The sequence below is a fragment of the Sporolactobacillus shoreae genome (genome assembly GCF_004684935.1).
In the GTDB taxonomy this organism is placed as follows: domain Bacteria; phylum Bacillota; class Bacilli; order Bacillales; family Sporolactobacillaceae; genus Sporolactobacillus; species Sporolactobacillus shoreae.
Map to the genome: position 1 here is coordinate 89,941 of NZ_SRJD01000001.1, position 23,654 is coordinate 113,594.

26 protein-coding genes are annotated in these 23,654 nt (G+C 45.5%); 20 read left to right on the plus strand and 6 right to left on the minus strand.

Features of this window, described 5'->3' with window-relative positions:
• Window positions 1-135: 135 nt before the first annotated feature.
• Entirely contained in the window at window positions 136-780 is a 645-nt protein-coding gene (locus E4665_RS00395) for a DUF1054 domain-containing protein (RefSeq protein ID WP_135346818.1), read from the minus strand.
• Window positions 781-1,005: 225 nt separating this feature from the next.
• Between E4665_RS00395 and E4665_RS00400 the strand changes: the two genes are divergently transcribed.
• On the plus strand, window positions 1,006-1,194 hold the full coding sequence (locus E4665_RS00400) for a hypothetical protein (protein ID WP_135346819.1): 189 nt from the start codon (window positions 1,006-1,008) through the stop codon (window positions 1,192-1,194).
• 168 nt (window positions 1,195-1,362) lie between these two features.
• Complete coding sequence (locus E4665_RS00405; protein WP_135346820.1) at window positions 1,363-2,193, plus strand: inositol monophosphatase family protein; 831 nt, start codon at window positions 1,363-1,365, stop codon at window positions 2,191-2,193.
• 26 nt (window positions 2,194-2,219) lie between these two features.
• Here E4665_RS00405 and E4665_RS00410 read toward each other — a convergent pair whose 3' ends face one another.
• Window positions 2,220-2,399, minus strand: coding sequence for a DUF5325 family protein (locus tag E4665_RS00410; protein WP_135346821.1), 180 nt, complete (start codon window positions 2,397-2,399; stop codon window positions 2,220-2,222).
• A gap of 195 nt (window positions 2,400-2,594) precedes the next feature.
• On the opposite strand from E4665_RS00410, the gene typA reads away from it, so the two are divergent.
• The gene (gene typA / locus E4665_RS00415) at window positions 2,595-4,448 is read left to right on the plus strand and encodes a translational GTPase TypA (protein ID WP_135346822.1); all 1,854 of its coding nucleotides are present in this window, start codon (window positions 2,595-2,597) and stop codon (window positions 4,446-4,448) included.
• Between the two features lie 140 nt (window positions 4,449-4,588).
• Here typA and E4665_RS00420 read toward each other — a convergent pair whose 3' ends face one another.
• Window positions 4,589-4,795, minus strand: a complete 207-nt coding sequence (locus E4665_RS00420) for a YlaI family protein (RefSeq protein ID WP_135346823.1) — start codon at window positions 4,793-4,795, stop codon at window positions 4,589-4,591.
• Between the two features lie 228 nt (window positions 4,796-5,023).
• Here E4665_RS00420 and E4665_RS00425 point away from each other — a divergent pair, with 228 nt between their 5' ends.
• The 3 genes from E4665_RS00425 (at window position 5,024) to pyc (ending at window position 10,023) form a co-directional block, all read left to right on the plus strand.
• Window positions 5,024-5,305, plus strand: a complete 282-nt coding sequence (locus E4665_RS00425) for an Fpa/YlaN family protein (RefSeq protein WP_174845423.1) — start codon at window positions 5,024-5,026, stop codon at window positions 5,303-5,305.
• Window positions 5,306-5,435: 130 nt separating this feature from the next.
• On the plus strand, window positions 5,436-6,599 hold the full coding sequence (locus E4665_RS00430; RefSeq protein ID WP_135346824.1) for an FtsW/RodA/SpoVE family cell cycle protein: 1,164 nt from the start codon (window positions 5,436-5,438) through the stop codon (window positions 6,597-6,599).
• Window positions 6,580-10,023 carry a pyruvate carboxylase gene (gene pyc / locus E4665_RS00435; RefSeq protein ID WP_135346825.1) on the plus strand — a complete coding sequence of 1,148 codons (3,444 nt, stop codon included), beginning with the start codon at window positions 6,580-6,582 and terminating at the stop codon, window positions 10,021-10,023. The genes E4665_RS00430 and pyc overlap by 20 nt, the downstream gene beginning before the upstream one ends.
• Before the next feature lie 79 nt (window positions 10,024-10,102).
• Here the strand turns inward: pyc and E4665_RS00440 are convergent, their stop codons facing one another.
• Window positions 10,103-11,011, minus strand: a complete 909-nt coding sequence (locus E4665_RS00440) for a COX15/CtaA family protein (RefSeq protein ID WP_135346826.1) — start codon at window positions 11,009-11,011, stop codon at window positions 10,103-10,105.
• A gap of 417 nt (window positions 11,012-11,428) precedes the next feature.
• On the opposite strand from E4665_RS00440, the gene cyoE reads away from it, so the two are divergent.
• From cyoE to coaD, 9 genes are all read left to right on the plus strand, one after another.
• A complete protein-coding gene (gene cyoE / locus E4665_RS00445) occupies window positions 11,429-12,364 on the plus strand; it encodes a heme o synthase (RefSeq protein WP_135346827.1) in 936 nt (311 codons plus the stop codon).
• Between the two features lie 234 nt (window positions 12,365-12,598).
• Complete coding sequence (locus E4665_RS00450; RefSeq protein WP_135346828.1) at window positions 12,599-13,135, plus strand: hypothetical protein; 537 nt, start codon at window positions 12,599-12,601, stop codon at window positions 13,133-13,135.
• A gap of 123 nt (window positions 13,136-13,258) precedes the next feature.
• Window positions 13,259-14,320 carry a CAP domain-containing protein gene (locus E4665_RS00455; RefSeq protein ID WP_135346829.1) on the plus strand — a complete coding sequence of 354 codons (1,062 nt, stop codon included), beginning with the start codon at window positions 13,259-13,261 and terminating at the stop codon, window positions 14,318-14,320.
• 132 nt (window positions 14,321-14,452) lie between these two features.
• The gene (gene ylbD / locus E4665_RS00460; protein ID WP_135346830.1) at window positions 14,453-14,905 is read left to right on the plus strand and encodes a spore coat protein YlbD; all 453 of its coding nucleotides are present in this window, start codon (window positions 14,453-14,455) and stop codon (window positions 14,903-14,905) included.
• 5 nt (window positions 14,906-14,910) lie between these two features.
• Window positions 14,911-15,171, plus strand: coding sequence for a YlbE-like family protein (locus E4665_RS00465; RefSeq protein WP_135346831.1), 261 nt, complete (start codon window positions 14,911-14,913; stop codon window positions 15,169-15,171).
• Window positions 15,172-15,264: 93 nt separating this feature from the next.
• A complete protein-coding gene (locus tag E4665_RS00470) occupies window positions 15,265-15,705 on the plus strand; it encodes a YlbF/YmcA family competence regulator (RefSeq protein WP_135346832.1) in 441 nt (146 codons plus the stop codon).
• A 46-nt stretch (window positions 15,706-15,751) separates the two neighbouring features.
• On the plus strand, window positions 15,752-16,024 hold the full coding sequence (locus tag E4665_RS00475) for a YlbG family protein (RefSeq protein ID WP_135346833.1): 273 nt from the start codon (window positions 15,752-15,754) through the stop codon (window positions 16,022-16,024).
• 349 nt (window positions 16,025-16,373) lie between these two features.
• Entirely contained in the window at window positions 16,374-16,958 is a 585-nt protein-coding gene (rsmD, locus tag E4665_RS00480; protein WP_135346834.1) for a 16S rRNA (guanine(966)-N(2))-methyltransferase RsmD, read from the plus strand.
• A complete protein-coding gene (gene coaD, locus E4665_RS00485; RefSeq protein ID WP_135346835.1) occupies window positions 16,955-17,455 on the plus strand; it encodes a pantetheine-phosphate adenylyltransferase in 501 nt (166 codons plus the stop codon). The genes rsmD and coaD overlap by 4 nt, the downstream gene beginning before the upstream one ends.
• Here the strand turns inward: coaD and ylbJ are convergent.
• Window positions 17,450-18,652: a sporulation integral membrane protein YlbJ gene (gene ylbJ, locus E4665_RS00490; protein WP_135346836.1), complete on the minus strand. Its 1,203-nt coding sequence runs from the start codon at window positions 18,650-18,652 to the stop codon at window positions 17,450-17,452. The two genes, coaD and ylbJ, sit on opposite strands and share 6 nt — an antisense overlap.
• A gap of 187 nt (window positions 18,653-18,839) precedes the next feature.
• On the opposite strand from ylbJ, the gene E4665_RS00495 reads away from it, so the two are divergent.
• Entirely contained in the window at window positions 18,840-19,862 is a 1,023-nt protein-coding gene (locus E4665_RS00495; protein WP_135346837.1) for a SepM family pheromone-processing serine protease, read from the plus strand.
• A gap of 231 nt (window positions 19,863-20,093) precedes the next feature.
• Here E4665_RS00495 and E4665_RS00500 read toward each other — a convergent pair whose 3' ends face one another.
• On the minus strand, window positions 20,094-21,344 hold the full coding sequence (locus tag E4665_RS00500; protein WP_135346838.1) for a nucleotidyltransferase: 1,251 nt from the start codon (window positions 21,342-21,344) through the stop codon (window positions 20,094-20,096).
• 187 nt (window positions 21,345-21,531) lie between these two features.
• Here E4665_RS00500 and E4665_RS00505 point away from each other — a divergent pair, with 187 nt between their 5' ends.
• From E4665_RS00505 to mraZ, 4 genes are all read left to right on the plus strand, one after another.
• Window positions 21,532-22,047: a YceD family protein gene (locus E4665_RS00505; RefSeq protein WP_135346839.1), complete on the plus strand. Its 516-nt coding sequence runs from the start codon at window positions 21,532-21,534 to the stop codon at window positions 22,045-22,047.
• Window positions 22,048-22,070: 23 nt separating this feature from the next.
• The gene (rpmF, locus tag E4665_RS00510) at window positions 22,071-22,244 is read left to right on the plus strand and encodes a 50S ribosomal protein L32 (protein WP_135346840.1); all 174 of its coding nucleotides are present in this window, start codon (window positions 22,071-22,073) and stop codon (window positions 22,242-22,244) included.
• A 173-nt stretch (window positions 22,245-22,417) separates the two neighbouring features.
• Window positions 22,418-22,984: a hypothetical protein gene (locus E4665_RS00515; protein ID WP_135346841.1), complete on the plus strand. Its 567-nt coding sequence runs from the start codon at window positions 22,418-22,420 to the stop codon at window positions 22,982-22,984.
• 185 nt (window positions 22,985-23,169) lie between these two features.
• On the plus strand, window positions 23,170-23,601 hold the full coding sequence (gene mraZ, locus E4665_RS00520; protein WP_135346842.1) for a division/cell wall cluster transcriptional repressor MraZ: 432 nt from the start codon (window positions 23,170-23,172) through the stop codon (window positions 23,599-23,601).
• Window positions 23,602-23,654: the final 53 nt, after the last annotated feature.

Below are 23,654 nucleotides of genomic sequence, written 5' to 3' on the forward strand. Positions count from 1 at the left end.
GCTCGCCGATCTCGCAGGAGTCTCGCGCCTTCCGCTCCAATCAACGGAGGGGCAAAATCAATGTTGAATTTAAACGAAACATAGCCAAATAGTAAAAAAAACAGGCGGAAGAGTTGATGCTCTTCCGCCTGTTTTTTAGAGGCCTTTTTCCATTGACTGAATACCCTTCCAGTAAAGTGGAAGCAGAATTTCAGTTTTTTGCTTTAAGTATTCAGCCAGCACTTCGCCATTCCCTGCAAGCGGGTCATCTTCAGGTACAGTAATACCGCAGAGCAGCTCAGATTTCTTGAATTGTCCAAGCCTTATAAACATTTGCCTCAGATCTTCGATGTCCATTTCACTTTGCGACATGAACGTCGGTGACATGTGATCACCGGACCATGCAAAATCCTCCGGTATCTGTTTAAATATTTCCCTGGTATGTGCCTGAAGCTCTGACGATAACTGCTTTTTGGCTGGGTACTCCTCGATGAACGCAAGCCAGAAAAAAAGATGGGTACGCCAGATACCAAACTGGAAATGCGGATACTTTTTATAACTTCTCCTGTCACAGGAGAAGGCGATCCAGGTACTGTCCGGTGGATTGACAGTCCTTCTCAAATGTCTGGCTATATGCGGATAGAAATCCTGCCCAATGATTTCAGAAAGGAAGGGTACGAAAATATCCGCAAGCGAAGAAAATTCAGGTTGAATCAACGACTGGATCGCAGACATTCTGCTGCTCAGTCCACCTTTTTCCATCGCCTCAAAGTCTGTTTTGTTAAAGCCATTAAAATGCATGAACGACACTCCTGATTCTTTTCAACTGTTTACTCAATACAGTCTACCACATGTATGCCTTAAAAATGGGTTCACGTCTAATTAAAAAACAGGTATTTTATAAGCAATAAGAGTGCCCGGACGGCATAAAATAAAGAAACAATAAAATTTATGAAACGGTCTTTGAAAATGATCTTCCATTGAGCGCCCTTTAACAGAAAATCCGGAAAGGGAGTGGCGGCAACTATGAATCAAATTAATCAGACACTTAGCAGAAGAGACGCGGAAAAAAGAATTCCGGTTGTGCGAGTGGAAATTGACGCCCAGCTTGCTTCTTTGCACGAGGCACTACTTAAGAAGGATATGAAAACGATTGAGTTATGCAAGGAAAGGCTGGAAGAGTTGAGGCGGGAAATGATTTTGCTTGAGATCTGAAGAGTGGACACTGCAGCTGCGCATTAAATGACACCGATAATCATCGCTCAGTCAGGCGGTGATTTTTCTTTTTTGGCCAAAATGCGTTACTATTTACTTGTCAGTTTTGCACAGGACAGAATTTCCGGAGTTCAAATGGTGATGAGTCCGGTCAGGAGAGTGTTATAAATGGATCAAAAAGATTGGCAAAACCTCCATGATAAAGTCATTGAGTGGATTTTTCAGGCGGGGGATCAGCTGAGACAATCACTTTCGGTGCAGCTTGAGGTAAGCGTCAAGACGGCACACAATGACTTAGTGACCAACATGGATAAAGCAATCGAAAAATTTCTGGTCGGAAAAATCAAAGAAACATATCCTGATCACAGAGTGGTTTCTGAAGAAGGATTTGGAGACGCTCCTACAGATCTCAGTGGTGTTGTGTGGTTTGTCGACCCAATAGACGGGACTTTAAATTACGTCTTGCAGAAACGTTTTTTTGCTATTTCGATCGGAATTTATGAAAATGGGAAGGGAAAAGCCGCCTTCGTTTACGATGTCATGGGCAGTGAGTTGTTCCATTGCATTAGCGGGTTTGGCGCATATAGAAATGAACACAGGCTTCCGTCTTTAAAGATGGTTAAGCTTGAGGACGCGCTGGTCGACCTCAGCATGACCTGGATCAAACCAAACAGACGGATTGATCAGGATATCATGACTGATATCATCAGAAAGTGCAGCGGGACCAGGGCCTATGGCGCAGCTTCAATTGAGCTCGCCTATGTTGCTTCGGGCTTGATCGACGCTTATTTCACCATGCGCCTTTCCCCCTGGGACTACGCGGCGGGTCTGATTCTGATCCGGGAAGTCGGAGGCACGGCGACGAAAGCCAATGGCAGTTCGATCGACCTGCTGTCCAGGACTTCAGTCCTGACGGCTGGTCCGTCTCTCCATAATGAGATTGCGGAACATATCCGTAAGCAGGTCGATGAAGGGAAGTTTCTTAAGGAGCCAAATTAAGCCCTGTTTTTGAAGCGGCTGACGATTCACTTATTTAATCGGGCTTTCTGCTGCCGGCTTTTGACAAAAAAGCCGAGCCACATAAAGAGTATGACGGCGAACACGCTAGTTAATGTGATCACCGGATTCCCATAAGCGATTCCTCCGCCAATACCAATAAGGCTCGCAATAACAAGGAGAGCGAGAAATAGAAGTAAAAGACGCATTTTGATGGACACCTCCTGCCTTTATCATAAAATGAATCTGCAAAATGTACAACGAAAGAAGATCATATTTAAAAAAGAAAAAAGTTTTCGGGCCCTGTGCGACAATTGACAAAGTGGCTTTCATTGTGAGAGAATAATTTGCATGTGTACGTTTCGGATATGGAAAGTTATTGGAAATGAGGAGAGTTAGAAGAAATGACAAATCGTAGGGAAGAAATAAGAAATATCGCAATTATTGCTCATGTCGACCACGGCAAAACAACACTGGTAGACAAGCTTTTGATGCAATCAGGAACATTTCGTGAAAATCAGCACATTCAGACCCGTGCCATGGATTCGAACGCGATTGAACGGGAACGCGGCATTACCATTTTGGCCAAGAATACCAGCCTGACATACAAGGATCACACAATCAATATTGTGGATACCCCTGGACACGCTGATTTCGGCGGTGAAGTTGAACGTATCATGAAAATGGTGGATGGCGTGCTGCTGCTTGTGGACGCTTATGAAGGCTGTATGCCTCAGACACGGTTCGTTCTGAAAAAAGCGTTGGAAGAACATCTGAAACCAATCGTTGTTGTTAATAAAATTGATAAACCAATGGCCCGACCTGCGGAAGTTGTGGATGAAGTCATTGATCTTTTTATTGATCTTGGTGCCGATGAAAGCCAGCTTGAATTTCCGGTTGTTTACACTTCCGCTGTAAACGGCGTGGCAGGTACTGATCCTGATCATGTTGATCAGGACATGAGCGTTGTTCTGGACATGATCCTGAAAGAGGTGCCGGCGCCGGTCGACAATCGCGATGAAGGCCTTCAGTTCCAGGTTACAATGCTTGATTACAATGATTATGTAGGCCGTATTGGAATCGGGCGTATTTACCGCGGTAAAATCAAAGTTGGCGAGGAAGCCGCTTTGGTGAAAAACGGTGGTAAAAGTGTTGAGAATTTCAGAATCACGAAGTTGTTCGGATATAAAGCGTTGAAGCGATATGAAATTCAGGAAGCCACCTCAGGGGATATCATTGCAATTACCGGAATTTCAGATATTGATATTGGTGATACGATTAATGATGTGGATCAAATTGATCCTTTGGCCCCTCTACGGATTGATGAACCGACCATGAAAATGACCTTTCTGCCGAATACAAGCCCATTTGCGGGACAGGAAGGGGATTTTGTCACAAGCCGGAAGATCGAAGACCGGCTGAATGCGGAAGTGGAACGCGATGTCAGCTTGGAGGTCGAGTCAGCTTCGGATTCTCACGATTCCTGGATTGTTTCCGGGCGTGGTGAGCTGCATCTTTCAATCCTGATTGAGACATTGCGCCGTGAGGGTTATGAACTGTCCGTTTCCAAACCGACCGTTATTACTAAAGAAATTGATGGAAAACTTTGCGAGCCCTTTGAATCTGTCCAGATTGACGTTCCGGAAGAGTATGTGGGATCAGTAATTGAGTCGTTTGGCCAGCGCAAAGCCGAGTTGAAAGACATGAGGCAGGAACAGCCGGGTCAGACACGTCTGGTATTTATGATCCCTTCCCGCGGACTGATCGGTTATAATCGCCAGTTCATGGCTGATACACGTGGTTATGGTATTATGAATCATACGTTTGATCACTTTGCTCCATTTATCAGGGAAGAGATCGGCGGACGCAGGTCCGGTGTGCTGATTTCAATGGATCAGGGACAGACGACAGCTTATTCGCTTGGCGCTCTCGAAGACCGTGGCGAAATGTTTGTCGGAGCCGGTGTCAACGTCTATGAAGGAATGATTGTCGGCGAACACAACCGTGAAAATGATCTGACAGTAAACGTTACCCGTGCCAAACACGCGACTAACGTCCGCTCATCAAATAAGGATTTCACCGTCACTTTGAAAGAACCAAGAAAAATGTCCTTGGAAGATTCGCTTTCTTATCTGAATGATGATGAATACTGCGAAATCACTCCGAAAAGTGTCAGAATGCGTAAGAAAATTCTGAACAAAGGTGAGCGCGAGCGATTTGAAAGACGGGGAAGTAAGATTCCTAAATATAACGGCTGATTTTTCAAAACACGAATCAAATCATAAAACATAATAAACGCCCGCGGGGTTTCTCGCGGGCGTTTATTATGTTTTATCAGAAAATTAATTTCTAAAATAGAAAGTACAAGGGGCTGACCAACGGGAATCTGGATATTTATTCACTGATTCATTTTGCGCTTGCCATCAGTCGGAAGATGAAGTGTAAATTTTCCTGTCGCCCAGCGGGCACGAGTTCGTTCGCTGATCCGGTCATAACAGGTAGTGCACATAAAAGTATGAATCGGACGGTTTTTCAGACGTTTTGCAATTAATGACTGGTCATCAAGATGACAGATCTTTCCACATAAGATACATTTAGCCTTCATGGGATACCCCCCTTAACGCAATTTAGTATAACAGGTTTCGAAGATTTAGGCGAAATTCACTGTTTTCTGATCGAACAATGAAGTTGCCTCCGATCATCTGATTGCAAGTATCATCCGTAGATTTGCTGGTAGGCGCTTGTTCTGCCAATTCGTTTATTCTTGCTTTTTGAGTTTGCAGAAGGTAAGATTAACACTAGGTAAATTGAAACTAAAAGGGGGGAAATCAAATTGTCCGTTGAAATGATAATAGGCCGACGTGAAAAGGCCTATGAACTGCTGCAGGCCGACGCACAGAAAATTCTGAAGCTGATAGGGGTGCAGATGGAGAATTTGACGATGCCCAAATGCCCTCTATATGAAGAAGTACTCGACACGCAGATGTTCGGGCTTTCACGTGAAATTGACTTTGCGGTTCGTTTAGGTCTCGTGCGTGCCGATGAGGGTAAAGAATTGCTCAGTTCTCTCGAGAGGCAAGTTTCTGCACTTCATGAGGCATCGACACGAAAATAAATCATCGCCCAGACTCCCCGTCTGCAAGGGATTAGTTTGGGCTTTTTTTCAGTAATTATTTTGCAGAGAAGGAACTTTTGATTTTGCTATTTAATGATTCTCCGTGAAATGATTGATTTGGGTGAGTGGCATGCTTAAAAAACTTTTTTTTCATTATGATTATTCTTTACTTGTAGTAATGACGATCCTGATCAGTTTTGGGTTGATTATGATATACAGTGCGGGATCAGTGTGGGCGACCCTGATTTATAAAAACGCGTCACCAGATTATTTTTTTGTCCGCCAGCTGATTTGGTTTGCCGCAGCAGCTGTATTTGGATTGATTGGCCTGTTGGTTCCTTATCAGGCTTATCGGTTCGCAGTCAAACCAATGCTGGTTTGCTCTCTTGGCTTACTGGTCGTACTCTTTGTGGCTGGCAGTACATCAAATAATGCGCAGTCGTGGCTCGATATCGGTTTTTTTAATATTCAGCCGTCTGAAATTGTCAAAATTACCATTATATTTTATCTGGCTTCCGTTTTTTCAAATAAACAAAAATCAATTTCCAACTTCATGACATCGGTTGCGCCCCCTCTGACAGTTGTTCTCGTGTTTTTTATTATTATTGCGAAACAGCCGGATCTTGGAACAGCTATGATCATTGTTACTATTGCCGCGGTAATGATCCTGTGTTCCGGATTAAGAATTAAGCATGTTATGCTGCTGATAGGGGGGACAGGAATATTTGTCTATCTATTTTTTACAAAATTTCTATCGGGTGTTCAATCAGGAAGGTTTACAGCGGCTTATGACCCTTTTGCCGTGGCGAATACAACCGGGCGCCAGCTGATTAATTCTTATATAGCCATTGCTTCCGGCGGGCTATTTGGGAAGGGACTGGGAAGGAGCATAGAAAAGACAGGTTTCCTTCCGGAACCTCAGACGGACTTTATCATAGCGATTATCGGAGAAGAACTGGGACTTATCGGAATCCTCTTTGTAGTGCTCTGTATTGCGTATCTTGTATTTCGAGGTTTTGTGATAGCAATCCGATGCAAGGATGTCTTTGGCAGCCTGCTGGCGATCGGCATCTCCAGCATGGTGGCCATTCAGACGATGGTTAACTTAGGTGCGGCTACAGGACTTTTGCCGGTCACCGGTGTTACACTTCCCTTTGTCAGTTACGGGGGATCCTCTTTGATCGTTATGGTATTTTCCATATGTGTCTTAATGAACATATCTGCATTCGTGAATATGAGAAGACCGGACAGCAAAATGGAAGGGGAGAGAGAGAATGTTGAAGCGTACTATTAAGAAACTGCTTGTGGCAAATCGAGGAGAAATCGCGATCCGGGTGTGCCGGGCGTGTAATGAACTGGGAATCCGCACGGTAGCTATTTATTCCAAAGAAGATATCGGTTCCTATCACCGCTATAAAGCGGATGAATCATACTTAGTGGGCAAAGGGAAAAAGCCAATTGATGCCTATCTTGATATTGAAAGCATTATTGAAATCGCCAAAGCGCATCAGGTAGATGCAATCCATCCCGGCTATGGATTCTTATCCGAAAATACTGAATTTGCGAGACGGTGCGGGGAAGAGGGACTTATTTTTGTAGGACCCAAGCCTGAGCATTTGTTGATTTTTGGTGACAAATCGACGGCAAGGGAAGCTGCAGTACATGCCGGAATTCCCGTCATTCCAGGATCCGGAGGACCGGTTCATTCGGTTGAAGAAGTTAAGGCATTCGGCAAGGAACATGGCTTCCCAATTATTATCAAAGCAGTTCTTGGCGGCGGCGGCCGCGGTATGCGCATTGTCCGCAGTGAGAAAAGTGTTGATGAAGCCTTTGCCCGCGCTACTTCGGAAGCAAAGCAGGCTTTTGGCAAGGAAGATGTCTATGTTGAAAAGTATCTGGACAATCCCCGGCATATCGAAGTTCAGGTTATTGCCGATGAGTCTGGTGAAATCGTTCATCTTTACGAGCGCGACTGCTCAGTACAGCGTCGCCACCAGAAGGTTGTCGAAGTAGCTCCAAGCAGAGGACTGGGCGAAAAACTGCGTCATGAAATCTGTGAGGCAGCAGTTCGGCTGATGAAGAGTGTCAATTATCTGAATGCCGGAACCGTTGAGTTTCTGGTCGGTCCCAGAGGAAACTTCTATTTTATTGAAGTCAACCCGCGTGTCCAGGTCGAGCATACAATCACTGAAATGATTACAGGCATTGATATTGTTCAGTCTCAGATTTTCATTGCCGAAGGTTACGGGCTGCATGATGATCCCATCCTGATTCCGGAGCAGAAAGAGATACACACGAATGGATACGCCATTCAGTGCCGCGTGACCACGGAAGATCCGGCCAATAATTTTATGCCGGACACAGGCAAAATTGTGGCTTATAGAAGCGGTGGCGGTTTTGGTGTTCGTTTGGATGCAGGCAATGCTTTCACAGGATCGGTAATCACACCTTATTATGATTCATTGCTGGTCAAACTCTCGACAAAAGCGATGACATTCAAGGGTGCAGCGGCAAAAATGCTCCGTAATCTTAAGGAATTCCGTATCAGAGGGATTAAAACGAATATTCCGTTTCTGATCAATGTGGTGCAGCATCCGGTCTTTTTGTCGGGAAAAGTTTCAACGACGTTTATTGATGCTACTCCGGAACTTTTCTCGTTTGAGAAAAGCCTTGACCGTGGAACAAAAATGCTGACCTATATCGGTAATATCACGATCAACGGCTATCCCGGAATTCAGAAAAACAAAAAACCCGTATTTGATGTTCCGCCTGTACCGGAGATTAAGCTTTCAGAGCCATGCCCGTCAGGAACGAAACAGATCCTGGAACAATATGGGGCGCGTGGTGTCTCAGATTGGATCAGAGAACAGTCTCATGTCCTTCTGACGGATACAACTTTCAGGGACGCACACCAGAGTCTCCTGGCCACCCGCATGCGCAGCAAGGATATAGTAAAGGTCGCGGCGCAGACTGCTCATCTGCTTCCTAACCTTTTTTCAGAAGAGGCGTGGGGCGGTGCGACGTTTGATACGGCTTATCGGTTCCTTCGTGAGGATCCGTGGGCGCGTCTCCGTGCAATCCGTGAAAAAATGCCCAATATCCTCCTTCAGATGCTGCTTCGCGGATCAAACGCCGTCGGTTATAAGAACTATCCTGACAATCTGATAAAATCTTTTGTCAGCGAAGCGGCAAAAAAAGGCGTAGATGTATTCCGTGTGTTTGATAGTCTCAACTGGCTGGACGGCATGCGTGTCTCACTGGATGCAGTAATTGAAAGCGGAAAAATTGCTGAGGGCACGATGTGCTATACAGGGGATATCCTTGACGGGGCACGGACAAAATATAATCTTGATTATTATAAGAAGCTTGCTAAAGATTTGGAGGCGGCGGGTTCCCATATTCTTGGCATTAAAGACATGGCCGGGCTACTGAAACCGGAAGCTGCATACCGGCTCGTTTCTGAGCTGAAAGATACCGTATCGATCCCGATCCATCTCCATACACATGATACAAGTGGAAATGGGGTCTACACCTATGTCCGGGCAATTGAAGCAGGCGTGGATATCGTTGACGTTGCAGTCGAGGCACTGGCTGGGACAACGTCCCAGCCGAGTGCCAACTCACTTTATTATGCTCTTGAGGGCCATGAACAGCGGCCTGACGTGGACATATCCGCTTTGGAGTCTCTGAGTCATTACTGGGAAAAGGTGCGTCAATATTACTTTCCGTTTGAAAGCGGCATGAACTCATCGAATGCTGAAATTTATAAACTGGAAATGCCTGGCGGTCAGTACAGCAATTTGCGCCAGCAGGCCATCGCTGTCGGTCTGGGTGAACGTTTTGAAGAAGTCAAGGATATGTATCGGCGCGTCAATCTGCTTTTCGGCGACATTGTCAAAGTCACACCTTCTTCCAAAGTAGTCGGAGATATGACGCTTTACATGGTTCAGAACAATCTGACTGAAGATGATATCTTCGAAAAGGGAGAAAAGCTTGATTTCCCCGATTCAGTCATTAACTTTTTCATGGGAGAACTGGGCCAACCATATCAAGGATTTCCGAGAGAATTGCAAAGTATTGTTCTGAAGGGGAAAAAACCGCTGACAGATCGGCCGGGGAAATTTATGGATCCTGTTGACTTCAATGAGATCAGAGGGACACTGGAAGAAAAATTCGACCGGAAGTTTTCAGAGTACGAGGTTCTTTCTTATGCACTTTATCCGAAAGTTTACACGGATTATCTCCACTTTTGTGAAACCTATGGCAAAATTGGTGTTCTTGGGACACCCACCTTCTTTTACGGACTGCGTCTTGGTGAAGAGGTCTCGGTCAATATTGAGGAAGGAAAGACATTGATTGTCAAGCTGATTTCTATTGGTCATGCTCAAAAGGATGGCATGCGGACGTGCTACTTTGAACTGAACGGGCAGCCACGCGAAGTGTCCATCAAAGACATGAATGTTCAGTCAACTGACGCGGCACATGCAAAAGCGGATAAGAGCAATCCGAATCAGATCGGGGCTTCCATGCCGGGAACAGTCATCAAAGTTCTTGTTTCTTCGGGTGAACGTGTTAAAAAGGGCGATCACCTTCTTGTCACTGAGGCAATGAAAATGGAGACAACTGTCCAGGCACCGAATGACGGCACGATCAAGAAAGTATATGTCGGAGAAAATGACGTGATCGAAACTGGAGATTTGATGATTGAACTGAATTAATTCGGCAGTTAACCATAATCTGTTTATAGAATTAAAAAAAGGAGGAGCAATCGCTCCTCCTTTTAATTCTGTAAAAAATTCAGTTCTCGGAACGACGCAGGCCAAGCATGGCCAGAATCATCAGAAGCCCATAGAATCCGGTGATAAATAGTGCATGGAGCAGCAAGAAGACGAGCGCCATTTTTGTCTCAATGATCAAGATTCCTGAGACAGCTTGCAAGAAAACTAGAATCAGTGACACAAAGAGGATGATAGAGAGACTGGGTGTACTCTGATAGTGTCTCATGCAATGAATCAGTGTCAGAATAACCCAAATGACCAATATCAATGCCAGGGCGCGATGCAGATACTGTACGCCTGCCTTACTGATCAGCGGTTCGGGAAAGATGCGGCCGTTGCACAATGGAAAATCGGTACATCCGAGACTCGACTGGGTATGGCGGACAAATGCCCCGGAATAGATCACGATATAGGTGTAGATGCTGAGCAGGATGAAATTCCATGTCATTCCTTTGCGTATAGGGGGCACGATGCGCCGCGAGTGAGGTAGTGTTTCCTCCCACACAATGAATGCGATAAGAAGGTTGCTGGAGAACGAAAGCAGTGAAACACCGAAATGCAGTGCCAGCACGACGGAAGACTGACCCCATACAACGGCACCCATGCCGAGAAATGCTTGGAGAAAAATAAAAAATACGGAACTTACTGCCAGAAAGCGTGCCTCTCTGACTTGTTTTAAGCGGATCCAGATCCATACCGCAATGATCACAACCAAGATTGAAGCGATGCCTGAGACAGCCCGATGGCTGAATTCAATCCAAGTCTGATGTGCCTGCGCAGTAGGAATGACCTGCCCGTTGCAAAGCGGCCAGTTATTGCCGCAGCCATAAGCCGAACCCGTATTTGTTACGAGCGTGCCCATAAGAACAACGATAAAAACGGCGGCTGCCCCGATAAGGCTTAATACTCTTAAATAACGGTCTTTCATGCCTATCACCTGTTTTCTCTTCAATTCAGGTTCATTGTATCAGTATAATAATCATCGTTTCTCTGATAAACCCCGACAAACCCATTTTTCATTGTAACAGATTGATCTGAAATTAGAGAACGAATCGAGTTATTCAAATTGATTTTCCAGCAAAAAAATACAATTGTCGAATTTTGTCCGTAATGAATGGTGTTCTAAAGTCAAAAGTGTGATCCATGTCATTGTTTCAAATTAAAGACAAATAATTCCGTTTCATATATAATGGAAATGGACGATTAAATCGATACGAATTGCAATAGGGTAATGTTAAGACAGGCGGTATTTTATTTTCATGATTAGGCAAGAGCCGTCGGACTATGGAAAATATCGGGCGGATACAGCATCGCGTATCCATTTTAGAGAAGGAAGGTTAGTCTTGTGAGCAAATCTCTTGTTTCCGAACAATCCTATGAAAAAGCTGAAACCGAACTTGATTCACAGGAAACGCAGAGCCTTTTTAAAGACGTGCTGACAACTATAAAAATTGGAATTGTCAATTCAAATTTGATTACAACTTTCACAGGTCTGTGGTTGGCTTTATTTTTTACCGGGCAATCCATTCTGGCATTTGCTGCTCCTGTGGTGTTTGTACTTGCGGGTACCGCTCTGGTAATCGCCGGAGGTTGTTCGATGAATAATTATATTGATCGTGATATTGATCCTTTGATGACCCGCACTCAGGAAAGGCCTTCTGCGACAGGAAAATTTGAGGCGAAAAATGTACTGATCCTGGGAATGGTTCTTTCCGTCGCCGGAATCACCTTACTTTTTGCCGCTTCTCCGACAGCTGCGGCTGTTGGATTCTTCGGATTAATTATTTATGTATTGGTTTATACGATGTGGCTGAAGCGGACGTATTCAATCAATACAGTGGTCGGAAGCTTGGCTGGTGCGGTTCCACCCCTGATCGGCTGGGCTGCCATTGATCCTTCTTTAAGTTCTCCGATCCCGTGGATTCTCTTTTTGATCATGTTTCTCTGGCAGCCGCCCCATTTCCTCGCACTTGCCATTAAGCGCGTCGAGGAATACCGCCGCGCCGGCATCCCAATGCTTCCGGTTGTTGCCGGGTTTCCAATTACCCAGCGCCAAATGATCGTTTACGTTGCGGTGCTCGTTCCCGCTTCTCTGCTCTTGAATTCACTGGGCACGTTCTATACCGCTTCTGCACTGATTTTAGGAACGGTGTGGCTCGCATATGCGGTTTTCGGGCTTTTCACAAAAGACATTGTCAAGTGGTCGAGAATTATGTTTGTTATCTCTCTGAATTACCTGACCTTGCTTTTTATGTTTATGATTCTTGCCACTTTTATCTGAGAAATTGAAAAAATAGATTTGATGAATGGCCGGGAAGGTTTCCTCCCGGCTTTTTGCATGTTCTGCCTTTTACGGGAATAGAATGAACAGTAAAAGTTTGTCCGCCTCGGGGAAGACTATTTTTATATCCGTCATTTGTCGAATCGAGTGGCTCCCTTATTTGTGTCCGAACACCGTTTAAGTGGGGTACGTTTTGGTGACAATGTGGACAGGAACAAGGAAGGAGGAACATTGATGAAACAATTAATCTTCCATCAGCAAATTCGTTATTTGTTTGCCCTCTTTATCCTGGCGGTTTTATTTGCGATGGCCATCCATGCAGACCTAGCAAAAAATGCGGCTGCTGCAGAATCTGTAGGCCACTTGTCCGGAGAATCCAATCACTTTTCCCCGGTAATAGAGTCAGAAAAAATGCTTGCTGAACAAATCAATCGAAAAAGAGAGGCAAATCATGCCGTTCCTCTTGATATGGACTGGGATCTTTTCAGGTTTTCCCGTTTTGAAGCCAAAGATTTATCCTCCGGGAAAATTCGTAGTATTGACGAATCAAAACTTGCGCGGGTGATTGCCGAATCCGGCCGACAGGCGCTGAATATCCGCTCGCTAACCGTGCGCGTTCCGCCAGGTGGTCAGTTTCCTGATCCATCGTGGTGGCAGAATAGGAATGTTCAAGCACTTCTGAATCTGGATTCAATCCATCTTCTGGGAACCGGTCATGCCAAGGGAACTGCAGGAGAATATTGGGTTATTTTGTATGCTTCTGATCAATGATCCCTGACCCATTCAGGGTTGCCTGTTTCCGAGTCCTAAAGAAAAGATGAAATTCCCGTACGGATCAATTCGTGAAAATGATTGATATAATAGAGAAATAAGTCGGGACCGGAGGAGCAAAGAATGCTGCGTAAAACAAACTTATTTATTTTTTTCATTGCTGTCATTGTTTTTTCAGGAACCTTGCTCTTGAGTCTAATCAGTTCTCCCGGGGTTGAAGGCGGGATTGTACCTATCGCCCAACGCGCAGTACAGGGAACTTCCAATAAAGAGAGTCCATTCGACATCCCCAAGGACGGGATTTACACATATATGGGTAAAAGTGAAAGCCAGATTTTGAAGATTTTTGGAAAACCGGAACGCATCGACGACACAAAATACGGCTATCAATGGTTCATTTACGGAAGAAACACAGACAAATATCTGCAGATCGGGATTGATTCAAAAACGCGTCAAGTGACAACCATTTATGCACTTGGAAACAAGCTCAGAACGGCACCCCTTGTAATAGGGGAGCAGTCCAAGAAGATCTTCAAAAGCGTGAAGTTTTCAAATAAAGTCTCAATGAATGATCAGAATGCTCATATAGAATTCGATTTGAATGCAGAAGATATGATGGAAAGACCCCTTGTCAAATTCGGGTCGTGTTGGGTTCAGCTGAGTCTTGACCATGTGTCCGGAAGGCTGATGGGAGTGCGATATATGTCGTCGGAAGTTCTTGCCCTTCAGCACCCGTATTCCATGATTTATACAGGTTCATTGCCTCCGGCGCCTGTTCTGTCAGGCCAACAGTGGCAGAAGGTGAACAGTTCGGAAGATCTGGAGATTTTCGATATGAGCAATATTCTTCGCACCCGGTTTAAAAAGAGCCCGTTGATCTGGAGCCCCCAGGCCCATCAGGCAGCTTATCTTCACAGCAGGGAAATGAAGGTTAAAAATTATTTTTCTCATGATTCCCCATGGTCTGGGGACTTGAAAACGCGATTGGATAAAGAAAAAATTCTTTTTTTGTCTGCCGGAGAAAACATAGCCGCGAGGTATCCGGACGCGGCATCAGTAACAATAGGTTGGCTGAACAGCATTGATCACAGAGAAAATCTGCTGAATGGAAATTTCACTGAGTTGGGTGTCGGCTCCTACCAGAATGATTATACTCAGGATTTCGTGCAGCCAATGAATAAATAAAAAATTGGGCGCACAGCTCTTCTTTCGGTGACTATGATGATTATAGGCAGGATTCGCCCGGATTGCTTTTTTACATGAAACGGAATGGAAAATTGTCCGGGGAAGATCCGATGGAAAGGAGCGCACCGACAATTGACAGAAGAAAAGACAAACGACGCAGTCAGGCATTTTAAGGCTTTTTTGCGGAAAAATCCGGAAATTGTGGCCTACGTGAGAGAACACGATCTGAAGTGGGGAAAAGTGTTTGATGACTGGGTCATTTTCGGTGAGTCAAATGACATCTGGAAAACGTATGGCGTTACTCCTGAAAAAAAGGAAGAGAAAAATAACGAACCCCCGTTTTCTTGGAAAAAGATTCTTAAGACCGTAGACAATATTGATGCAAAGCAGTGGCAGGACAGACTAAATACTCTGAGCGGCGCGCTCTCAGGCATACAGAGCTTAATTGGACAGTTCCGGCAAACCGGAGGACAGAACGGGCAGAATGAAGGCGGGAGAGAGCAGAATCCGGGCGGCAACCATGAAACGCAGCAATCACCTGGAAATACAGGTGATCAGCCGCCATTTTTCTTTCGAAGGGATTGAAGTCGATGAGGGCTGAATTGCAGTCATATCTCGATGGAAAAGCAGATGAAAAGCTTTTTGTGCGCCTTCACCCGGAGTGGTATCGCAGGCTTGGCAGAGCGCCATGGGAACTGAACAGGCTTAAACCTGAAGCAGATCTTTTCTATGGACGAACTTTCGGTCAAAGAATGGATCGCATGAATCAGAGAGCGGGCGTGCTTTCCATGCTGATGAGCATGGCTCAGGCGATGACGTCCACCGGAAATGAAAATAAGACCGAAAACTGAAAAAAATTATTCATTTAGCGAGCGGGTCGCCGAGCGATCAATGGAACTTTCCGCTCGTTTGTTGTATATTTTATTTAAGCCGGAGGTGGTAGAATGATTGCAACAATGGAACGGGTGTCACTCCTTGATGAGACCGATCAACTGGCGTCAATGGTACTGCACTCAGAGCTTTATGAAAAATATAAGTCCTGTCAGGCTGCGGTGTCGCGTGATAAGGAAGCACAGTCGCTGATTCGGCAGTTTAAGGTGATCCGGGAAAAATATGATGAGGTGCAGCGGTTTGGCCGCTATCACCCTGATTATAAATCAGTAATTCGCCAGGTGATGGACGCGAATCGGAACGTCGAGATGAACCCGCTTATTGCTGATTATAAAAACGCAGAGAAAGAATTGAATGAAATGCTTGGGCAGGTAAGCCTGCAGCTGGCGCACGCGGTTTCAGCATCGATCAAGGTCCCGACCGGGGATCCATTCTTTGACCGCGCGTGCAGTACTGGTTGCGGTGGTGGCGGAAAATGCAAATGTCATGTCTGAAAAAATACAGAAAAAGCTGGATTAAATAAAGGTGGTTAAAACTGCAATGCCGATACAAAAGAGAGACGGGCTGGTTATTTGGCTGTATAACACCAAATATCTGCGTGTGCTCAGACGCTATGGCTATGTGCACTATGTTTCAAAAAGGATGAAATACGCTGTCATGTACTGTGATCATGCATCGACAGATTCCGTTCTCAGCCAGCTGGCCAAATTGAGATTTGTAAAGCGGGTTGACCCGTCGCATCTTCAGGAAGTCCGGACCACTTATGATAAAGGGAAATCTGAGAGAGAAGTAAAGGATGAGATATTTAACTGATCTTCGAATCAAAGAAAAACGAGATCGGTCCAGTCTCTCATGCGGGCGGATCGCCTGCGGAAAGCGAGCCCATGGAGCCAAAAGCAACAGACAAGATTAAAAGAGGCCAATCCTTTAAATTTTATATTTTACGAAGCGTAAAAAAACCCGCAGAACTGACTGCGGGCCGTCTTTACGCATCAGATGATGCAAGACAATGGGAGAGGAGAAACCGGCGGAAAACTTATGGGGAAACGTAAGTATCCGCGGTTGGGCCAGCATCTTGAAGGATGCTGCCAGATGCTATTATTCACTCACTAACCGAATTCTATACAATCGGTACGGATTTTTTTGAGAGGATGGACAGTTTGTGAGAGTGATTGCCGGTGAAAACAAGGGAAGACAGCTGAAGACGGTTGCCAGCCGCATGACACGTCCTACAACAGATAAGGTCAAAGAAACTATTTTCAATATGATTGGCCCTTACTTCCGGGGCGGGGCGGTGCTCGATTTGTACGGTGGAAGCGGCGGACTCGGACTTGAGGCGCTGAGCCGAGGTGCTGATAACGCCGTATTTGTTGACAAGGCGGGACCTGCCTGCCGGGTGATTGAAGAAAATGCGGATCATTGCGGATACAGTGACCGCTGTGATATTCTCCGTCTTGAAGCGGGAAATGCACTTGACCTGCTCGCCGGACGCCATATTATTTTTGATTATGTATTTCTCGATCCCCCCTATGCGAAGCAGCATCTGGTCAGGGATATTCAAACATTGCTTGAGAAAAAAATGCTTTCGGAAAAGGCAATTATTGTGGTTGAACATGAGAAGAAGCTCGAACTTCCCGATACCTTCGAACCTGATATGATCCGCTGGAAATATCGGACGTATCAGGGGGAAACAGCCGTCTCAATCTATTGCTTTCAATCCGGAGATCAGGGAAGTGAATCCTCATGAGTGAAAAAACAGCCATCTATCCGGGCAGTTTTGACCCGGTGACTTATGGACATCTTGATATTATCCGGAGAGGGTTGTCCGTTTTTGATCACATCATAGTGGCCGTCTTAAATAATTCAAGAAAGGATCCGCTTTTCTCTGTGGACGAGCGTGTGTCGCTCCTGAAATCAGCGACGAAGGATCTTGGCGCCGTCAGTGTTGACTCGTTTGACGGGCTGCTCATGGATTATGTACATAAAAGGAACGTTAAAGTTGTTCTGCGCGGGCTGAGAGCGATTTCTGATTTTGAATATGAGCTTCAGATTGCGTCAATTAATAAGAGCCTCAATCCGGAGATTGAGACATGTTTTATGATGACCAGCAACCGGTTCTCTTTTTTAAGTTCAAGCATGGTCAAAGAAGTTGCAAGATATGGCGGCTCCGTTCAAGGATTGGTGCCTGAAGCAGTTGAAAGATCGATCAGGGAAAAATATTCAGAAGGATTCAGCGATTCATGATCCATGTTTTGCCAGTATTCTGCGGATCAGGATCCAGGCAAAAGTGAACAGAACCAGGGCGGTGATCATCGGCCCAGCCTGCATTGTTTTATCTGATACGTTTCTGATGGCGGACTCGCTGGCCAAAAATGCAGGGTCTGCATTGAGATGATCCGAGATATGAAACAAGTGGTATAAGATCCAGGCCGCGCATCCTGAAAAAAAAGCATGAAAAATTCTCCCTAGAAGAAAAGGGCGGGCACTGAGCCCAGCCTGAGAGAGAATGCCGATTGCCTGTGCCTGTATGGAAAACCCGCAAAATCCGAGCAATCCGCTAACGAAGATGATGCGTTCAATTAGAGGTACAGGGGCCGCGCCAATTTCATGAGCGCCGATCGTCAGTTCAAAAATTCCCGGAATGGACGCAGGTCCGAGATCGGAAGAAAAACCGCACATTTTGATCAGAAATGCAAGGCCCAGGCTGAGAATTTTGATCACACCGATTTGAGCCAGCAGGTGATAGGCCATAGAAAACAAAGCAATGAACCCACCGATGGCCAGCAGTGTCTGAACGGAAGAAACGACAGCATCGCCAAGCATTTTCCCGAAGGGCTTAAAATGGTTTACCCGCTCTTCATGCATGCTGCGCAAAGCTTTAGTAAATACTACGGCTGAGTATGTGGTCTTCGCTTCGTCTTTTTTGCCCCGGTTGTAAAAGCGCATCACAAGGCCGACGCCGATATTTCCTAAATAATGCGCAAGAGCGATAACAATGCCAAGCGCGGCTTGATGAAAAAACTGGACTGCGATGACATTAAAAAGAAAGAGCGGGTTGCTGAAATTTGTAAAGCTGGAAAGCCGTTCCGCTTCATATTTTGACAACTTATTTTCCTGATAGAGTCTTGCCGTCATTCTGGCTCCGGCGGGAAAACCTGAAAAAAGCCCCATTACAAACACAAATCCCCCGATGCCCGGTACTTTGAATACAGGCCTCATCAAGGGTTCCATAAGAACTCCTGCGAAAGTGACGACGCCGAAACCGATCATCAGTTCCGACATCACAAAAAAGGGAAAAAGTGCGGGGAAAACTTTTTCCCACCATAACTGCAGCCCCTGATAAGAAGCGCTGACGGCAGCCACCGGGTAACGGACCATCAGAAAAACGATTCCTGCCGAACATGCGGCAAACAAATATGTTGTTATCTTTGAGCGGATCATAGGCTTCTCCTCTTAATCTGACTATCCCGGTGAGCGACTTGTCCCTGTCACAATATACGGGACAGTAAGCAGAGATAGACCACCCGTCCGCCTAATTTCAGATTTTATTTCATAATGATGCATACACTCATTGAACGTAGTAATCTGATTTTAGCAATGTAATTTTCACGTTCAGGGGGGAAAATAGTTGCAGCGTAAAAAAAGACTTTTTCTTCAGGCTTTTGTCATTATCGCGGTAGTGATCTTAGCCGCCTGTTATATGATCAGACTTCCTTATTTTGTCCAGAGTCCGGGAAAGGCCCAGTCAATGACCCGACTTGTGACAGTCAAAGGCGGGCATCCGGTTAATGGTGATTACAGTCTGGTTTATATATATCTTGGACAGGCAAATATATATGAGTATCTTTGGGCAAAATTCGACGGAAATAAATACACAACGCTGATTAATGAGAATGAGATAAAGATGCCGAACGAGAATGACCAGGCTTACAATCTGCGCCAGGAAAATTACATGGATGAAGCGCAGCAAAGCGCCGCCTACACTGCGTACAAGGAAGCGGGTAAGAAACCAAAGCTGATTCAGCAGGGGGCTCTGGTACTGGGTGTGATACCTGGCATGCCGGGAGCCAGAACTTTGAAAACCGGTGATCTGATTATCGGTATGGATCATCATAAAATAAAATCCTCAGCAAACCTGGTTGCACTGCTTAAAAACATGAGGCCGGGTGACAAAGTCAATCTAACCATCATACGAGGTAAGCAGACCATACAAGCTGAGATTCCGATTTCACGCTTTCCGAAAAATATGGCCGGGAGTGGCGAGAAGCAGGGACTCGGCATTTATCCAAGCGACCAGTTTAAGGTGCAGGTTGCGCCGCCTGTCCGGTTTAATATAAAGAACATTGGCGGGCCTTCCGCAGGGCTGATGATGACCCTTGATATTTATGATCAGCTTACCGGACAGGATTTGGCGAAAGGCCGTAACATTGCAGGGACGGGCACAATCGAACTAGATGGCTCTGTCGGTCCTATCGGCGGAATTGAGGAAAAAATAGTGGGTGCAGACAAGTCCGGAGTGAAAATTTTCTTTGCCCCAGTTGCCGATCACGAGTATGAGGCGGCCGAAAAAACAGCCAAAGCAATCGGGTCACACATGAAAATTGTTCCGGTCCGCACTTTTAGCGATGCAAAAAACTATTTATTGAAATAAGGTTTTTAACAATAGGCTATGTTTTAATCCAACGTTGTTTTCACCGATGTATCAGCTGAAGAACGCGTGGTGCGAGACTCCCGCGAGAAGAGAGGCAAAGAGAGATCACGCAGGCGACTCGATTGTTTGTGGTCCCGGACCGGTCGCGGAAAGTGTTCACAAGCTGAAAGGCCCTATAAATCGATATCAAAGTTTGACAGAGTCTAATATAAAAAGGCTGTTTCAGGTGCGTTAAGGTTCCGCATTTAGAAACAGCCCTTTATTTTCGTCATAACGGACAGGAGGATGGCTGGATTCAGTCCTGTGAGAAGGTGATCTTCCAGATAGGAAGTCGTAAACACCGGCCACTTTCAAATCAAGATCAAGAACCGGCAGACGGTGCTGCCTTATTTTAGAGATCAGTGGGATTTGCAGTTCTTTTCTTTTCATATTCAGATAGTGCTGCCCCTTCAGATTCATTCCAAGGAGCCTAAGATAAGCTGCCTCACCGGAAGCGGCCTGATCCTTGGCTTCGATTTTTCTCGTATGTGTCAGAATGTGTACGCATAGCCGCTGCAGCCTTGACCATGTGTAGCGCTTCGTTTTAACGGCAGAGATAAAATCGCGAAAATGATCGGACCCGCCGATACATGAGAGAAGACGGTTTTCAATGCCCTCCTCAGCTTCATAAATTTCCGCAAGCTGCTCCGAGGTTGAGGAAATCAGCCTGTATTTCAGAAACGGGAAAAATGTTTCCCAATCCACCAGAGTATTTTGGGCACTGTTTGATTTTAGTATGGAATAAGTGAAAGGTGGTATTTTATCAGCCGTAGTATCCCAGCTTTTTTCATTAAGAAGATGCGTGCGGATACTGGTTGCACTGGCAATCCGTCCACCTTCTGAAAAATCCGGATCGCTGTGTCCTGCTTCTTTCCTGCGAATGGTCACAGGAACCATTCGGCTTCCGCAATGACGGATGGCACTGATGTACTGATAGCCGAGACTGTTGTTCGGCTGAGTCAGATCGACCAGACTGGTCGACGGCGACCGTTCTGCAAGGCGGCGGTAAGCCGCGGCGTGAGCATTAGGATAACTGATTCCCTGTTTGAGCGCGTTCATTAGTTCCGTGCGATAAGAATCCCGATTTTGTTCGATAAGCTGAATGGTTTCCATGAACGGCTCCATCCGGCCGGCTTCACTTCCGAATACAAGATGGGTCGCACCAATTTGATTGAGCACAGAAACAGCCCCGCGAGCGAAAATGTCCGCTCTGCCGACTGCGAAAATATAAGGAAGTTCAAGGACAAGGTCCACCCCCGCGCAAAGCGCCATTTGGGTTCTGTCCCATTTCGAGACGATTGAAGGCTCCCCTCGTTGCATGAAGTCTCCGCTCATCACAGCGATAAGTATGTCAGGTGAAAGTGTGCGACGAATTTGATCCAGCTGGTATAAATGACCGTTATGCAGTGGATTATATTCAGTAATAACTCCGGCAACAAGCATCCCTTATGTTCCTTTCTGTAGCATGATTCTATATGATCGGATGCGCACATTTTATCATATTTCGCTGAAAATAAGAAATTGCTTTAAAGTAATTGGCTATGTTAATCTTAGTATAGGAGAACAGCTCCGATTGACATTCCCCAGGGCAGAGATTATAATAACATTTGTTGTCTAGAGGTGGTTAATTATGTCTTTATCATGGTCAGTTCCCGAACTGCTTCAATACAGGCAGGAGGGATTTGGTTTTCACGAAGAAGTCGTATTGCCTCTGGAATTGTTTCGAACGGATCCTGAAGTGAGAAAAGTGTCGCCTGTTGACGTAAAGGGCGTTGTTGAATTTTCAAAACGGTCACTGACTTTCCATTTGCAAATCAGTGGAGCAATGGTGCTACCCTGTGCAGTAACATTGGAAGATGTCGACTATCCCTTTGATATCAGTACTTCAGAAACTTTTCTACTGGCCGGAGCTGAAGATTCGGATCTTGAAAACGGTGAATTTGTTCACGAGATTGAGAATGAACAGATTGACCTTATCCCTTATCTGGTTGAGGCTATTCTGGTTGAAAAACCAATGCGTGTTGTCAGCGATAAGGTCAAGAATGAAAAGCTTTCCGGCAACGGTTGGGAACTGGTGACGGATAAAGCGGCGGCCTGGCGGATAGATCCAAGGTTGGAAAAACTGAAGAAGTTTTTTAACGATTAATAAGATTTGAGGAGGTGTGAACCGTGGCAGTACCTAAAAGAAGAACATCGACTACTCGCAAGAACAAACGGCGTACACATTTCAAACTAGCCGTTCCGGGCATGGTGAAATGTGAAAACTGTGGTGAATATAAATTGGCTCATCGTGTATGTCCGAATTGCGGCTCATACAAGGGTGAAACAATCGTAGAAAAATGATTATTCCGATCTGGAAGGAGAAGCTGAGGCTTCTCTTTTTTTTTTACCTTCCATTATGAAATGATTTATTCTTTTTAAGCGGATTGGGATTAGTCTATTGATCCTATCATCTGCATATTGATGGGAAGAAGCTTAAATTAACTATTCATTTTAAAAGAGAAAGGGGAAAAACGATGTCATCGATACGACAGGATGCCTGGACACACACTGAGGATAGCAAGCTTGCCGCAACAATCCTGGGTCACATCAGCGCGGGGAGCACACAGTTGGCTGGATTCGCGGAAGCTGCCAACCTGCTATCCCGTACTCCCGCGGCCTGCGGATTCCGCTGGAATTCAAGTATTCGTAAACAATATGCGGAAGAATTGGGCGAAGCGAAAGCTCAACGAAAAGTATTGAAAATGACGCGCAAAAAAGGGATTCAGATTGATCCCGGAGAAAAAAAGATATCAGACTCAGAGATACAGCCGATTTCAGAGGCGGTGCTTGAACAAATGATTGATTTTCTGGGACATTTAAAAAACGAATGGCCGGATCCATCTTTCCTGCAATCTTCCGAACAGATCCGCAGTCTACAACTTGAGAATGGCGCGCTGCATGAGTCTTTTAAAAAGCTAGAGCAGGAGAACAAGGTTTTAAGGAAAAACTATGCAGCTCTTCTCCGTATTGTGAAAATGGTTGACCAAGCGAGAAAAAATATTGCCGATGAAACAGTCCAGCAATCTGTCACCAGTGAGTGACACAAAAACCCTCAATACGAGAGACATAAGCTAGAAAAAAGCTCCGAATATCCTCCGGGGCTTATTTTTTTTACCCTGAGATGCCAATTAAGGGGGACATAATCCACAAAATCGTTAATATTTAAAATTAAGTGGTGAAAAGTGGAGGATTGTGGTAAAGTAAGACCAAGAGGAGGCGCTCATTCATGTTTATGGGAGAGTTCAATCACAGCATAGACATGAAGGGACGTCTCATTATTCCGGCCAAGTTTCGGGATGAACTCGGCGAATCATTCATTGTGACACGTGGCCTTGAACAATGCCTCTTTGTTTATCCAATGTCTGAGTGGCGGCGCATTGAGGAAAAACTAAAAGCACTCCCGTTCACAAGGAAAGATGCGAGAGCGTTTACCCGGTTATTCTTCTCAGGTGCCAGTGTCTGTGAACTGGACAAGCAAGGCAGAGTCTCCATTGGAAATGGTCTGAGGGAATATGCGGGCATTGAAAAAGACTGCGTTGTAATCGGTGTTTCCACACGTCTGGAAATCTGGGACAGCAGTGCTTGGCAACACTACTTTGAAGAATCCGAAGCGTCCTTCGGCGATATTTCTGAGAGCCTTCTTGATGCGGATTCATAAGTACGGCTTTGGTCGGAGATGTATCCACCTGACTGACACGAACACGAAGCCGG